Consider the following 15693-nt stretch of genomic DNA (forward strand, 5'->3'; position numbering starts at 1 on the left):
CTAAAGTTTTTCCTTTGCTAAACTTTGCATATTTAACGAACAAGTTTTCAATCCAGCTTTAATAAACCGATATCTCATATATGATGAAATATCCTCTTCATGTGAAGATAAGAGAAGTTGTGAATTCCGTAACTCACATCGGAGTAAGTCCGTCAATGAAGCTATGTTTACTTCATCCAAAGATTGAGATGGATCATCCACTAGAATAAGAGGAGTATCAGCATAAACTTTATTGAGCGACAGAAAAAAAGCCAGACTCAGAGCAGATATCTGTCCTGAACTCATAGAGAGGATAGCATCATGCTCAGATTTTTCAGCAGTAAGAAATCTTAGTTGTTTCCCGTCACCACTTTCAATGAACAGTCCAAGACCTCGTTGGTAATTCTGAATGAGTCTCCCACTATAGATATGAAATATCAACTCAATTTCTGAAATAGTGTGATCTGCATAGGTTCGTTCAACACTTTCAAGTGTATTACGTAACTTCTTAACCTTTTCACTAGCCCGTTTTGCTGCACCATTCTCTTGTTGAATTTTGCGCAAAGACTCCAACGACTGTTGAAGCCTCTTACTCTTAGCTTCATTACCCTTAATCCTAATATATAGCAATTTATCTGCTAAATCTTTTTCCTCTAAATTGTAGAAATCTTCTATTGTTTTAAGGGTGGAGTTGATAATCTGTCGCCAATCATCAGGCAATGCTTCGGTCTCTATACTCTTTTTGTCACGTATCAGAGTGACCAAGTCTAGCAAACGCGCGTCAACAATTTCGTTGCTTTCAGAATACTGGTAATTAATTATGTTACCAGTAGTCTTAAGTCGCTCAACTATCTTTGTAATACTATCTAAACGAACTCTTTGACTTTCTAAGGCAAGATGAAGCGTCCCATTATAACCTTTCATTAGTTCCGCTTCTCGATGCTGAATATCAGCAGCTAGTGGCACTAATTCGTTATCCATCATCGTTGTAATACTTACTAGAGCTTTTTCATCAGCACTCAAGGTATTGGCTATTTTTTTTGATCTATCTTCAATTGCATCCAGCATAGTTTGCTGCAGCTGCCAGTCAGCCCCACAAAGGGGGCACATTGAATCATTAGGATATAACTTACTATGCTCTTCAAGTAACTTAGCCTTTAAGCGAACTAAATCAGCCAAAACACTGGTATTGATTTGACTCTTTTGTTGTAGCTCATTACGCAAAGCAATTTGTATTTCAAACCACTTTAGTCGCTCAGCATCCCAACCAGGAAGAGCGTTTGCCTCCTCGATATTTATAGCTATCACACCTCGTTGGAGAGTAGTCTTAGCCGCTGTCAGTTGAGTCAACTCTTTGCGAACCTGATCTAAAGTATCTAGCTTATATATGTCACTTCCAAATAGAGCCACGCTATGAAGAAGAGTTTTATTCTGTTCTATATAAGTTTCAATACGTTCATTCTGATCTCTAATTTGTATAGCTCCCTTAAGAAACAAAAGCTCTTTAAGTTTTTGTACAGACGCTAAACATTGCTCAAGGATTTCTGAGGAGTAGGTTGGAAATATATTTTCTTTATCCCAATTCGGTTGTAATTCAACATTGGACAGCTTTTTATATTCCATATTTCCCAAATCAGCTTGGGCAATGGATCTATGTGATTCACTCTCAGAGATTAATTCTGTCTCTTTGGATTTCCGGTCTGGATCACCAAGGTATTTAGCAAATCTACGCTCAAGTACTTTACAGTTATCAATCTCTGTCGTGATATCTGTTATGTTAAACAAGGTGCCTAAAGCATCCTTTCTTTCATCAACTCTCGTATGTAAAAGTTGATTTTGTCCTTGCTCTAGATAGTTGAGAAAGCAAAAATTTTCTTTAAAATTTTTACCAAATAGCTTCTCGATATATTCATTATTACGTGAATTTTCAGAAGAAAAATCTGTCGAAGAGAAATCAGGTAACTCATAAAGCCCAAATTGCGAAAAACTATCCGCCCGATTAAGAGTCTTTTGTTTCAACGTTGGAGCTGATGCGTACCTCGCTAGTGTAATCTTCTGCTCCGAGTTAAAAAACTCAATTTTGATGAATAAATCCTTCTCACCTGATCGAGTATTCCAAAACAGATTATCCTCATAATTCTGCTTTTTTTTAGTCATCACCTTTGAAAAGAGATCATTAATCCGTTTGATTTGTCCAGTAAGTAATAATTCAATAGCATCAAATATACTTGTCTTACCAAAACCATTAGGACCATCTAAGATCACCAACGATGAATTTTCAAAATCTAAAAAAATATTCTTGAATGCTTTAAAACTAGAAACTTCAATCTTGGATATTTGCCAGTTCATCACGTATCATTTCCTTGATTAAATCATCAATGTTATTATCACTAAGTTTCTGAATAGCTTGGTATATATTAGCAAGACCCACTTCACTGACAGCGCCCTCTGCCTGTAAACGTAGAGGAACCAATTCTCTTTTGCTAAATGGTAACTCAAGGAAAGGTAATTTGATAAATATCTTAGCTGCAGCACTAAAGTGAGTGGCCGTTAATGGCTTCTCCTTGTATGCTTTGAATAACTCTTTATCAGCAATAACCGCTCTCAGTGCTTCATAAGATTGCCCATTCAGCGCATGCTCTTCAGCATCGCTGTAATAGAGAACATATTTTTTGAAGTAATGTGGATCTTCTTCCAAAGCAAATATTTTTTCTTCAAGGGCCTTGAACTCGGAAAGCTGCTTGACATGATAAATGCAGATTAAGTCACAATTCTTCTTGAAAGCAGAATCTGTTTTAAAACTATCAGGTGTTGCTTGATTAACTATCGCATGGAGCTCTTTAGGAGTACAAAGTGCTTCAAGCTTATGAAGTATGGCAAAGCGAACTGCACTCCCGACCTCTCTTTTGTAAAAATGTGTGCTTTCAAGTTCGAATTCCTTTATAAATTGATGCGCAATTAAAGCTTCGTCAATAAGTTCAATAATCATTTAAGCGAGCCTCTGCATCTTCCTTGGTTAGAATGCTAATGCTTAGCATTTTGGTTATATGGCTATCTGATTTTTCTTGTTTATCAGGATCGGAATAATCTGCGTTGACTGTGTACCTAGTATTTACAAAGAATGACTCTTTAGCCCTATACGCGATAAGATTATTGTACTCGTAAAGAAGTTCAAGTAAGTCTTCATTACTACTCATTTCACTTTGAATATCTGAAGCACAATATGAGTTTTCTTCGATTTCTGGGAGGTCAATGGCAGTAGGAATATAAAACTTACTTTGGTTGCACAAATAATGTGGCACTTTATCAAATATAGGCTCTATCCCTATTGCTTGAATTAATCCCATATACTTTCTGATATCATTCTTTTGAATACTATTAAAGCGCTCAGAAGGTTTCATAAGTTGACATAACTGTTTTAACTCATACTTAGAAGTCATACGAATATGATCATAAAGCTCTCGTGCCCTTTGATAATCTAAGTCCGACATGCTCGGTAGAAACTGATCCAGTCGTTCCTCAAGATACTCCTGAAGTCTAAATTTAAGGTCCATTGCATAATAATCTCTATCGTTATAAGGACTGCCCTTAATAATTTCATCTAAAATATTTTGTCCTTGAATCCGATCAGAATATGCAGCTTTACGCTCTGAATCCCCATCAACCTGTATCTTCTTATGAATTTCTACAGCTTTAGAACTTATTCTTTCCGATAGTAAGCAGTAAATCTGATGTAATAATTTTTCGGTTAATTCAATCCCGTTTTTTGTACTTATATTGGTAATAATTACTTTTGTTAGATACTCAATATCAGCCAAACTACAATATTTATCATTACCATATAAATAAAATTTTACGACCTCACCATTAGCATCTATGTAATCACTTGTATCAGAAATGGATACCGATATATGGAAGTAGCGAGCACTACCCTTAGTACGATCTAGCTCTATCTTTGCTGATTTTTCCAATGCTTCTTGATAATTCGAACGATATTTTCCAATCTTTGCCTTAACTTGATGAGAACTATCTAGTGCTCCGTTCCTATAAATCGCAAAGTCATCAGTACTGTCAAGCTGAAGCTCAAAATCAATCTCTCCTTGTTGTATCAATTTAAGGCAGTGATATAAGGCAACTTTCCCTTGATATACAAAACCACTCCAAGATGAGATCGCACTATGCGGATACTGTTCTTCTACTTCGCTCACTTCGACTCCATTCGCATTGTGATAAAAATTCTGAAAAACACTATTAACTATAAGATGCAGATACCTTTTGACCGACAATAACCAGTCTACATAAGGATTTAAGTTCCTTAGTCAAATGAGCGATTCGCCATCTTAGACAGATTGTAGCAATACAACTCTAGAATATAATGTTGTATATCAAAATTATAAATTAAACAATCACGATGGCACTCTATACAAAATTATCATTCAGAAATGCCCCCTCTTGAAAATTCTGAATATGAACATAAAACTCCCATTTCGCTGTTGGTTTTTTCTTTTTTTCTATATTTAAAGCTGGTTGGAATCGATATATAAGATGAGATTCAATACTATCTAAAAGTTCATGAGCTAAGGCCTCTGGTTGAATCCAATCAAGAGAAATATATTCCTCATCATCATGAAACCATACTGTACTTCTATATATTTTCTTTTGCTTTTGACTGTATTCTGGAGCATGCAGTTTTAAAGCTGCAGAATGTCCACCATTAAACCTAGATACATTCTTTGTCTTCCCAACATATACGAGCTCCTCTCCAGAATCATCCAAGCAAGAAATTAAATAAATTGGTAATGATGGCAAAGGAGGCCTCCCAAGATGCTTTAAAATCTGCTCTTGTTCCCATTTATCCAACCAGCCCCCATCTAACCCAGATATCAATTCACTTGCAGCTTCTAGGTACTGCGATGTATTTTCCCTTGAGTCTTTTAAGCTTAACCACTGCATTTCGTTGGCAAGATAAAGGGGGGCAACCTCCTCAATTGAAAGCCAAACATTCCAATCATCTTTCGGTACATCAATATGACCAGATTTATAGAAACGCTGAGAAATCGGCTGTCTGCGATCAATCCATGCTGACAAAGGCAGAAACATATTTAACATACCTTGAACTAATTGAGTAGATCATATATTTAAAATAAAAAACTTAAAGAGCTTATTATTCTAGACATATTAATACACTCTTCAGTTATCTAAAGCCTTATGAGAATTTATTAAAGATTCCAATTTCATTCAAAAAAATCACCATGGTATTTAAGAATATCAATTTCAGATTCAAATTTTATAAGTTTAGGCTCATCATTCTCAAGTACCCAAGCAAACGAATGGGATAAGCTTGGCTCAACTTTTCTTGAACCGAGGATATCGTATTCAGAAGGGTTATTCATCTCAATATGCATTGATAATGAATTGATATTCTTTGCTCTCATTGTCTCACGCAACAAGTTTCTAAATTCCCCCCAATCCTTTTTTTTACCTATTTCTTGGCACTTAGTATCAAAATAATGAATCATCGCTTTTTCAATAATAGATCCTTCTTCAGCCAAAGGAATGTCATCAATCATTGAATTGGTTGAGACTATATTCAACATACTATTTCCCAAACGTGCATGTGATAGAACCTTACATGTATTTACAGTTAGAAAAATATCATTTTCTGATGTTGGAGCAAAATACAACATATCTGCATAACCACGATGTTCTCGATTCAACGTTCGTTGAGCTGGATCTTCTGTCAGCCCAACGTAATGTACCTCACTAGTCAAACCTAATGGGATATTATTTAGGCGAAGAAAATCATGAACTGTGCATATTGTTGAATAGTTAGATCCTTCAAAATAAATGAACTTACTATCAACATAGACTTTCGGTCTTTCACCTTTTGGAAAAGATCGAATAATTTTTCTCTTTTTTCCACTTCCAATTAATAAGTGAATTATCAATTTATTACCAAAGATGGTAAATCTTGGTTGCTTAGCAGTATTGAAACGTACTTTTTTTCTAGAGGTGAATAAATAAATAAAACGTTTCTTGTTTACAGACTCAACCTGCTTTCTAAAGTTATCTAAATATTTTTTAATCTCATCCTTACTATAATATCCACCTGGAGAATCAACAACCAAGTCATACCAAAAAAAGTCTGATCTATCAATAGTTATATGCCAATACTTCTCTGAATCTTGATATCCTGGAAAGCTTTTTAAAATATCAAAATAACCTCTATTCATAAAATTATCTCAACCATATACAACTCAAAATTTAAAAATGTATAATTTCACCTTATTAGTTCCTATATTTAATACTATTTTGATATTCTTCTACAATACTGTTAAAATTTTATACGAACTTCTAGCGACAAGACATGTCGTGGTATAAATATTCAAGATATACTAAGTTAACTTTATCACTGTTAAAAAATTATAATTCTTATTATCAATTCAGTATGCTAAGTTACCTTTATTTAATGAGTCTTATAATTCTTAGGACTTTAGATACAAATGCTCATAATATAGTGATTATCATCAATTAGATTAGCAGTTATTAAAAGGAACCTACTTAGTTGATACAGCCATACTTACTAATAACTTCTGAAATCTGATATTGCATAACCTTCTCACAGGAAACATCCTCATCATTAAATAAAACGATATTATCTCCAAAGCCAAATGAGCTTTTAAATATCACTCCTGCATATCCGCAAACAGCTTTAAAGAACTCGCAAATAAATTGAGTAGGGATATAATCTAGATTGGTTCTTGCAGGTAAAACTGGCAGAGACAACTCATAGGAAAACTTTTCTAATAATGCCGTATAATCTAGCGCCTCTTTCAACTCGGTATCATTAAAAAAAAGAAAGGTTGCACGCTCTCTGGGATTTGTTAAATCCAGAAGTTTTATCTGCTTTTTCAACCTAAAAGTCGCAATGCTAATCTTAGCCCCTTTACTTGGTCTAACTTCAGCAATACATGTATCAATATTATTTGCCAAATATAAATAAGGTATCCCAACAGGATTAGCTCTCCCTGCAGCAGTTAGGTTTACTGGTGGCTTTCCCATTTCCGATGCTTTAAGCATGGTCTCGGATAATCTAGCTCTAAAAAGGGTATCCCCTTGGCTATATGTAGAAAGTAGTGTTTCAGTTAACTCAAAGAAAACTCTAGAACCATTCCCTTTAGAGAAAATTTCTTTATATATATGTGTTTGGGGAAAGAATCTATTGAGCTCAACAATTTCATCCTTAAAAGAAGTCCACCCAGATGTACATAAATCAGTATAAGAATATTTATATTGATTACTTAGTAATTTTTTATTATCTTTAAATATATGATTTAACAGTGTATTTTTATCACTTATCCTTTCATTAAATATTGAAAAATGTTGCTGTAATGCATCAACCAAGCTTAAGCCATCAGACTCAACCACATCAAAGGCTTTTGCTAATGTTTCAAAGTGCTCAGTAAGAAGCCCCGTATCTATTAACTGCACGCCCTCACTTCGACAAAAAGAACATCGGCTTAAAGCCTCACCATGACATTCATTTAAAATAAAATGCTTTAGTTGATTATCATTAAAGCAGTTAGCACAACAAACACTCATTCTAAAAACCTTCCTCATTATTCAAATAATCAACAAGGGTTTCTATATGATGCTTAATACATATCTTTTTAACTTGTCCCAAACCAGGGAAATGTCGTTTAATATTTAATGCTACCAGTTCCGAAAGCGCTGTAGTGTTAACAAAAGGAACTGATCGACTTTCAATATCTTTAATTAAAAGTTGTAATGCACTTAAAAATTTGGCTCCAGGTTGTGCAGGAGTTCCATCCTCATAAGATAAGTAATGTCTAATAAAAATTTCATTAAACCGTTTAGGATCAATATAAGAAACGTGTATCGTTACCACATAGGCCGGTCCACCAGACTCTAAAAAGTCTTGTCCAGTAATTGTGTAGTCACTAAAGCCTACGACCGAATTTTGATATCCTTTATAGTATGTATGCAACGCTGAAAAAGAAGACTCTTCAGGATAGTCAGCATTCCGCAACTGACTTCTAAAGAAATCACCACATAACACCACCTTATGCAGTAGTTTCAATACGTTAGGGGCAATATCATGATTAACAAATGTAAGTACAGCCTCTTTTGACTCTTGAATTACCTGTTGATCAATTCCTCTAGTAACAAATAGCGCATACTCTCCCAGCGCTTTAACCTCTGAAGGTACCCCATCAATACTATCATGCAAAATAAAACATGGGATGTATTGCAGATCAGAACCATGATTTAAACTATTAGTAATATTTGAAAATTGCCCCTTAAACTCACCAATAACAGGATTAATAATAATAAGCGGCTTAATATTATTGGTATTTAGCTCTAAAACTGCTCGTCTAAGTGCCGATAAGTCTTCTCGAACAGGCTCAATAACAGGGCAAAAATGATCTTGCAATGAAAGAGATGCTAGCTCTCTCAAAGCTAAAAACTCATTGAGCTTTCCTCTCAAGATCGGATAATACATACAACCCCTCATTCTTATTAAAGTACTTTATCAATGCATCCATTTCACTTTTTCTGAATCTATAACTAATAGCTGCATTTGCTAAAGAGTTTGGCAAGTTGTTGATCAGTTTATCATTATTTTTCCTAGATTTTTTTAGAATTTTAATATATTTATTGCTCAATGTTTTATCATCAGTAACACTCTCAATCACTGAGAGGCATCCATGATACAACAAAGTATTAGGTAAGCTAATTTGCTCACCAGCTAACAGTTCTGCCAACTCTTTATACTCATGTTGTCTCAAAGACTGCATTAATAGCGTTTTATTTATTGGGTGGGTTCTATTTTGTGCTTTACGCACCATTTTGAGGGTGTGCCTATCAGTAAGTTCTAAAACCCCAACCCCCAATGGCGCCAATTCTAATACTGCCTGCTGAAACTTAGGAGAGCAAACGACATATACCTCATCAAAAAGTTGTGTATACGACTCTAATTGATCTGCTAGCCTAGCTAACGAGTCATAGTCTGTTTTAATCTCATAACAAGTCGACTTGCCATTCAAAATGACACAATCTGCCTTATTTACGCCAACTCTAAATTCCGTCAACATTGTTGCAGTATTTAGAGAGTGTCTACCCAGTAATATTTTTTTTACGATTAAACTCTTATAGTAATATTCATTTTGATAGTGAGTTTGCAAATAGCTAAACGCATGTTGGTAAAAATCCCTAAGTGAAATTTGATCATCAAAGCAAAAGTATCTACTGGCAACTTTTTCAATATAAGAAAAATTACCATTAGAAATTTCATTAAGAACGTTGCTATTAAATACTTTAGCAATAGCCCTATTATCCAAACTCATTGATTGCCAACCACTGATGGTGCCTCACTAACTACTCTATTGAAATGATAAACCCTAAACATTTGGAAGTCATCCCGTAAAAAAAATTCAAGCCAAAATAAGACTCTAACCAGTTGTTAACTTACGCTAAACCTCACCTTATTAAATAGACTCAATCTAAGTTCCCCCATAGGCAGAATGTATTGATTGGTATCACAAATCTGGATAATGAGTAGACTCGTTGTGAGACTTTAGAGTCTGTAGGGGCCCGAGATAGTTTTTTAAAATAGGTGTCTGGAAGAAGAAGACCCCTCTCCCAATCATAAACAGAGAACTTAACATATGATTTTCAGGAAATGACAGCTTATGTGTCGCAAAACTCCAAAAATGACAATAGTTGTGTCGCTGAAATTGTCATTATATGTCGCAAGAATCGCTAAGCTTTTGAATTTCTGAAATGGAAAATGACAACTTATGTGTCGCGTGACGTCTAGGTTTCTTATTGGGAAACTTAATAATAAATTACTTTAAATCTGAAATTGAATATAAAAGTTTAGCTAATTCTGTCTAAGGGACAATTGTGCTTAGAACAAGCAAATAGAAAATCAATTTCATAGTGAATAATCAATTTAGAAGGTAAAAATGGGACTACAAAGTAAATTTTCAACATTCAACAGCAATATCTACATAACTCGTCAAAGCAGCGAATATAATAATGCACGTCAAAAAGACGATAGCATTACAGAAGACATTCGCAAAAAATTTAAAGAAAATGGGTATCCCGTCCAAGAGGATTTCATTCAAGGTTCTTTAGCCACTAGCACAGCGATCAAAGAAAAAGGGAAAGACTTTGATATAGATAGAGCGATTGTCATCAACGAAAATGATGCTCCTGTTGATCCAACTATACCGAAGAAAGTTGTCTTAGAAATTCTAGAAAATAGAGGTTTTAAGAATGCTAAAATAAAAAAACCCTGTGTAACTGCTGACTATAAAAATGAGGATTTACACATTGATATCCCTATTTATAGTAAATCGGAGAGCGGTTATTACAAATTAGCTGTGGGCAAGAAAAATTCTGATGAAAATAATAAAGAGTGGTCTGATTCAGATCCCAAAGGATTAATTGATTGGATCAATGCTAAAGATGGCTCTGGCATTTATGAAACACAGAAACTTCAGCAATTTAAGCGATTAACTAGATATATAAAAAGATGGAGAAACATCAAATTCCATGAGGATACCTGCCGAAAGGTTTTTTCAATCGGTCTTACTGTAATGCTCAAGGAAAAGTTTCAAAGCTCAATTAATGATGAAGGCCTTGAAAATGATCTAGAAGCTTTGAAAAAAACTATCGATCAAATACTAGATCAGTCAAATTACTTTTTATACCAAAACGACAGTCAATGGAAAGTAAAAGTTGATTTACCCGTATCACCATACAGAGATATTTTCTCTGGTAGTAGTATAGATACAGGAACTCAATTAAAAAATAAGCTATCTACATTGAGAAATAAATTACAACAAGTCATTGATGAAACAGATGAAGCCAAACAATGTGACCTATTAAGAGAAATATTTGGTGAAGATTTTCCTGAAGGAACTAAAAATAATTCAAAAAATGAAGCAGCTAAAGTTGTATTTTCTTCAGCTGGGTCTGTAGGAACTTCTCAAGGCGCATGAACTATCAGATAATAATTCAGCATCTACAAAGCTGTGGATACTCAGTATCTACAGCTGAACTACTAACTCTAGATACAATAGAAGTTAGTGTAACTATTGGGTGTTACGAACTTAAACTGATTCATATTAAAGTTAATGAATTGACTTCAATGCCCGCATTTTATTTAAAAGATCCACAGCAATTTCCAAGACTTGCCCATACCTTATCTTTCAATGATTACAACTTAGCAAGTATATGTGTGAATGTCACAGACTCTGTATCAGTAAATTATGAAGTCCCAACCCTTGCATTTGAGGATTCATTAAAAAAGCATATTGAATTGCTTACAAAATGTTTAACAGATCCAGTTCAAAACAAAAATGAGCTTTTAAGAGAGTTCTTAGCCAGTTGGTATAGCTTAAATAATACAAAATTTAATGATGTTCTTTGTCTAGTAGACTCACCTGAATTTTGTAAATTAAAAGTTTATGCGCCAGAGGGGAAATATGGATTAAAAAGTAGCGTGTTAGTTCACCCTGAAAATTATGATCTTGCAACAAAAGAACCTTTTTTTAAAATCCAAGTAGCTCAAAGAAAAAAGAGTCCTGATTTGGGTTGCATTCTCCCTTTACCGAACCTTTCCACTATTCCATGGAATGCATCAGACCTTCCAGTATGGTTTTTAGAACATATTGAATTATTAGATTCTGATACAAAACACCACTTCTTAACTACTTTTGCTCAAATTAGAAAGAATATTTTTTGGATAATATTCAACATTGACACTCCATCAGGAAAATCTTGGTTTGGATTGAAATTTCAGCATAAAAAAAATAAAGTTAATAAGACCCTTCCTCTTAGACTAGAAAGCTTCACTGAATGGAATATAGAAGCATGCTCGATTAAATTATTTGATAAATCAAGTCTAATTCCCCGTGGTGGTGCCTTTACTGATCTACAAAAGAAAAAAGTCTTATTGGTAGGCTGTGGATCAGTAGGTGGATATATTGCAGACCAGCTCGCTTCATGTGGACTAGGAAGCCTAACGCTAGTTGATTCAGATACAATATCAATTGAAAATACATACAGGCATTACCTTTCAATCGATTACTTAAATTGGGAAAAAACTACAGGACTGCAGGTTAAAATTTCAACAAAATATCCTTGGATCAACATAAAGCCTGTTAAGGGATGTTTATTAAATCTTAGAGATGTTTCTATTTTGAATTCATTTGATCTAGTTATTATCGCTATAGGTTCTCCAACAAAAGAACGGATATTTCATGATTACTGTATTAAGAATAATGTAGAAACAGCCGTAATTAATGTATGGACAGAAGGTTATGGGGTTGGCGGACATGCAGCTTTAGATATTCCCGAGCAAAAAGGATGTTTAAGATGTGCTTATATAGATAATGAAAATTTATGCAGAGGCTTAGTTTCTAATCTTAATTTTTTAAAACCGAATCAAGATTTAACTAGGAATCTTTCAGGATGTGGTAATGCCTTTCTACCCTATTCAAACTTATCTGCCATTCAGACCGCCAGTATAGCTACAGATTTGGCCTTAAAATTTTTACAAGGAAAGGTAAAAGATTCCTCAAAAGTAAGTTGGAAAGGTTCTGATCTAGATGCTTTAAATGAAAATTTAAAATTAACAGATCGTTATTATGCCTTTTCAAAATCATTACTAATCACACCACTATTAAATCCAGAATGTGATATTTGTAATGAATGAACAACTAAGTATTAATATAGATGATGCTACTATTTATATATCTTTAGAAATTACTGAAATATGGAATCAATATCGCCAAATATCACCAAAATCTAATGAAGCATGTGGAATCTTAATAGGAAGCCAACTTCAAGATACCAAAACTTATCAATTAGAATATATTACAACACCACAAAAGCAAGATATAAGAAGCAGATTTAACTTTGTAATGAAAGATTCATATCATCAGAGCTTTCTAGATCAAAAGTATCTAGAATCTAATGGTACATCAATCTATCTTGGTACTTGGCATAGCCATCCTCAGAAAATACCAATCCCCTCTTCAATTGATATTGATGATTGGAGAAAATGCATAATGAGAAATAGTGGTAGAAACCTTTTTTTTATTATCATTGGAACTCAAGAAGTCAAAATTTATTATTTAAAAGATAACGATCTACATATTTCTACTATATTAAGGTTTTAAAACAAATGACTGATATAAGTTGTGATCCTAAATTTGAACTATTACAAAGTAAATTTGAACCATTTGATGACTTACAAACTGCTAAATCATATATTGATGGAATCAAACCTTTACTAACTTGGGAAAGAATAGGACTTTTCAGAAATACATCAAACCAAAATTTATTAATATTGTTAATTAAGCAAGAAAAAATCTACTCAATTATGCGAGCAAATCTCTGCGAAGAAGAATTTTTAAACTTGCTGGATTACATTTCTGGCTCTAAAGCTATTATTGAGCTGAGAGGGATTCCTGATAGAACTTTGACAACTGAAGACATTGCAAATATAGAAGCAATAAATTCACTTTGGGAAAAGTATAACTTTGCTACAGCAATTTTAAAAAACAAAACTGAAAAAAGAAAATTCATAAAAGACTTTTATAGTAATAAGAAAAAAATTGGTCGGGGCAAACAATTTACAAGCAAAACAATCACTAAATTAATGATTGATAGCCATGGTCGCTGTATGTTTACAGGATGTGGCGAGAATCTAGATATAGATCAATTAACAGGATCAAAAGGAAATTTTGCTTATAACGCACATAATATTGCATCATCAAACAATGGTGAAAGAGGATTACCTTTCCTTTCTGAAATCCTGTCTGATGATCCTAATAACGTCCTACTTTTATGTGATAAACATCATCGCCTAATTGACAAAATAGCACCAAGTGATTATGACTCCTTTATTTTAAACAATATGAGAAAAACCCATAAAGTAATGGCTCAACAGCTTTTAGATGCTCTTGCTTTTGAACCGATTCCTGTATATTCAGTTCTTTGGCCTGTTCATGGCCAACCAGCCTCAAATCCTAACCTAAAAGAAATTGCATCTAGCCTTCTACCATTACGCTATAGAGTAAATGGATGTCTTATTCCTCTATGTGATAGCACTATGGATACAGAGCTATTCAATATGCAAATGATTCGACATATTGAAATTGAGGCTGGAAAAATCATTCACCAAACAAGAACTACTCATCATAAAGCTGCCATTTTTGCATTTGGTCCTATGCCTGCCTTAATTGGTTTAGGTGCATTACTTGGGAATAAAGGCGAATTTATCCCCATGTTAAAGTTTAGAGATAGCCAAAAATGGGAATGGCCAAGCCAAAGTAAGGTAGAGCCATTTAATCAAATTATTGGCCTAGATAAACTTAAAAAAAAGAAAGAAGTTGTTCTGTGTATTCACGCAACTGCGAAGGTAGATTTAGTTCTAAAAAAGGCACAGGAATTAGCAAATTTATTTGATAATCAAATAATTGAAATAACCACACTACCTGAATATATGGGAAGTAAAAGCATTCCACACCCCTTGAATGTAAAAGAACTCACAGCACAAATTCAAAAATTACTTCATAAATTTAAGAGTGATTATGGCATAGAAAGAGTACACTTATTTATAACTGCTCCAAATGCTGCATGTGTCGCTATTGGCCAAGGAATTGATAAAAATCATCCTGATATAATCGTTTATGACTATAAAAAAACAGGTTTAGAATCTGTGCTAAGGATAAATAGTACGGAACATGGGAATAAGCTATTATCTGTTTAAAAATAGATGCTATAAAAGGCTTAGAAGTATTATCTAAGCCTTTTAATTAGAAAAATCATAGAATGTACAAAAATCTGAAATTTCAGTTTCCAATACTTTTAGCCAGTCCATTAATTCAATCACATCTAGTCGCCTTTCTAAGATCTCAACTTTGGAAACATAGGATTGGGGCTTATTTAAACGACGTGCAAGCTCCACCTGAGTCACATTCTTAGACTCACGTAGTTCTATAAGTTTCTTAATTAGGTGTTGATACCTAGGATCGTGTATTGAGCGCATGGCTCAATATCAGTTACAATCAAAAATATCCCAAAATAGGATATTTAAAATTTAACCCTATCAGTTTACTTAAGTTTTACTTTGGAAAATTAGTGAACGATAGTTTAGGAATTCATTGTGAAGCAAAAATTTTCTGTAGCTCAAATCAACAATATTGTTAAAAAGAATTTAGCAGGTGCAACTGTCGAACAAATTTGCGAAGAGTACAAAATCAGTATGGCAACTTTCTATCGTTGGAAGGCAAGTTATATAGATATTAATGAGCAAATTCTTATTCGTTTAGATAAATTGGAACAAGAAAATCTAGCTCTCAAACAAATGTATGCTGAAGAAAGACTGTCTAAACGCCTAGAAATGTGAGGTTCTCTCATCTCAATCTCGAATGTCTATTACAAAGATAATTTACATGCGAAGGATTTTAGATAGCTTCTACTGTCATGATATGTGATTCTTCAAAGAGATTATGAAACCTGACCTTCTCCAAAAAATCTGATGAGGCCCTAACATGTATTAGTTCCGACTTAATCTGACACAGAGCTTGAAAAAGAAGAAGTTACCGATTTTGATTAAAGGTGTCGAATCTCAATCAATAAAGGTAACTTCTCATGTTGCATACTAACAATCAA

At 33.8% G+C, this 15693-nt stretch carries 14 protein-coding genes; 5 read left to right on the forward strand and 9 right to left on the reverse strand.

Going from position 1 to position 15693, the window contains the following annotated elements; all coding sequences use genetic code 11:
• The 8 genes from KVY11_RS16085 to KVY11_RS16120 form a co-directional block, all read right to left on the reverse strand.
• Window positions 1-2328 carry an AAA family ATPase gene (locus KVY11_RS16085; RefSeq protein WP_218289520.1) on the reverse strand — a complete coding sequence of 776 codons (2328 nt, stop codon included), beginning with the start codon at window positions 2326-2328 and terminating at the stop codon, window positions 1-3.
• Entirely contained in the window at window positions 2303-2968 is a 666-nt protein-coding gene (locus KVY11_RS16090; protein WP_218289506.1) for an ABC-three component system middle component 1, read from the reverse strand. Before KVY11_RS16090 ends, KVY11_RS16085 begins: the two co-directional genes overlap by 26 nt.
• On the reverse strand, window positions 2958-4187 hold the full coding sequence (locus KVY11_RS16095; protein WP_218289507.1) for an ABC-three component system protein: 1230 nt from the start codon (window positions 4185-4187) through the stop codon (window positions 2958-2960). The genes KVY11_RS16090 and KVY11_RS16095 overlap by 11 nt, the downstream gene beginning before the upstream one ends.
• 211 nt (window positions 4188-4398) lie before the next feature.
• Complete coding sequence (locus tag KVY11_RS16100) at window positions 4399-5079, reverse strand: hypothetical protein (RefSeq protein ID WP_218289508.1); 681 nt, start codon at window positions 5077-5079, stop codon at window positions 4399-4401.
• 134 nt (window positions 5080-5213) lie between these two features.
• A complete protein-coding gene (locus KVY11_RS16105; protein ID WP_218289509.1) occupies window positions 5214-6212 on the reverse strand; it encodes a hypothetical protein in 999 nt (332 codons plus the stop codon).
• Window positions 6213-6540: 328 nt separating this feature from the next.
• Entirely contained in the window at window positions 6541-7581 is a 1041-nt protein-coding gene (locus KVY11_RS16110; protein WP_218289510.1) for an RES family NAD+ phosphorylase, read from the reverse strand.
• Between the two features lies 1 nt (window position 7582).
• Complete coding sequence (locus KVY11_RS16115; RefSeq protein ID WP_218289511.1) at window positions 7583-8503, reverse strand: sce7725 family protein; 921 nt, start codon at window positions 8501-8503, stop codon at window positions 7583-7585.
• Entirely contained in the window at window positions 8469-9347 is an 879-nt protein-coding gene (locus KVY11_RS16120; protein WP_218289512.1) for a sce7726 family protein, read from the reverse strand. The genes KVY11_RS16115 and KVY11_RS16120 overlap by 35 nt, the downstream gene beginning before the upstream one ends.
• A gap of 621 nt (window positions 9348-9968) precedes the next feature.
• Here KVY11_RS16120 and KVY11_RS16125 point away from each other — a divergent pair.
• From KVY11_RS16125 to KVY11_RS16140, 4 genes are read left to right on the forward strand one after another with little or no spacing between them, the layout of a single operon-like run.
• Window positions 9969-11009: a nucleotidyltransferase gene (locus tag KVY11_RS16125; RefSeq protein ID WP_218289513.1), complete on the forward strand. Its 1041-nt coding sequence runs from the start codon at window positions 9969-9971 to the stop codon at window positions 11007-11009.
• Window positions 11006-12727, forward strand: coding sequence for a ThiF family adenylyltransferase (locus KVY11_RS16130; protein WP_218289514.1), 1722 nt, complete (start codon window positions 11006-11008; stop codon window positions 12725-12727). The genes KVY11_RS16125 and KVY11_RS16130 overlap by 4 nt, the downstream gene beginning before the upstream one ends.
• Window positions 12720-13193: a Mov34/MPN/PAD-1 family protein gene (locus tag KVY11_RS16135; RefSeq protein WP_218289515.1), complete on the forward strand. Its 474-nt coding sequence runs from the start codon at window positions 12720-12722 to the stop codon at window positions 13191-13193. The genes KVY11_RS16130 and KVY11_RS16135 overlap by 8 nt, the downstream gene beginning before the upstream one ends.
• A 5-nt stretch (window positions 13194-13198) precedes the next feature.
• Window positions 13199-14788: an SAVED domain-containing protein gene (locus KVY11_RS16140; protein WP_218289516.1), complete on the forward strand. Its 1590-nt coding sequence runs from the start codon at window positions 13199-13201 to the stop codon at window positions 14786-14788.
• 42 nt (window positions 14789-14830) lie between these two features.
• On the opposite strand, the gene KVY11_RS16145 is transcribed toward KVY11_RS16140, so the two are convergent.
• Entirely contained in the window at window positions 14831-15067 is a 237-nt protein-coding gene (locus tag KVY11_RS16145) for a helix-turn-helix transcriptional regulator (protein ID WP_218289517.1), read from the reverse strand.
• A gap of 117 nt (window positions 15068-15184) precedes the next feature.
• Between KVY11_RS16145 and KVY11_RS16150 the strand changes: the two genes are divergently transcribed.
• Complete coding sequence (locus KVY11_RS16150) at window positions 15185-15427, forward strand: transposase (protein ID WP_218289518.1); 243 nt, start codon at window positions 15185-15187, stop codon at window positions 15425-15427.
• Window positions 15428-15693 lie beyond the last annotated feature (266 nt).

Origin of the sequence: Acinetobacter sp. CWB-G5 (assembly GCF_019209785.1) — a bacterium.
Classification (GTDB): domain Bacteria; phylum Pseudomonadota; class Gammaproteobacteria; order Pseudomonadales; family Moraxellaceae; genus Acinetobacter; species Acinetobacter johnsonii.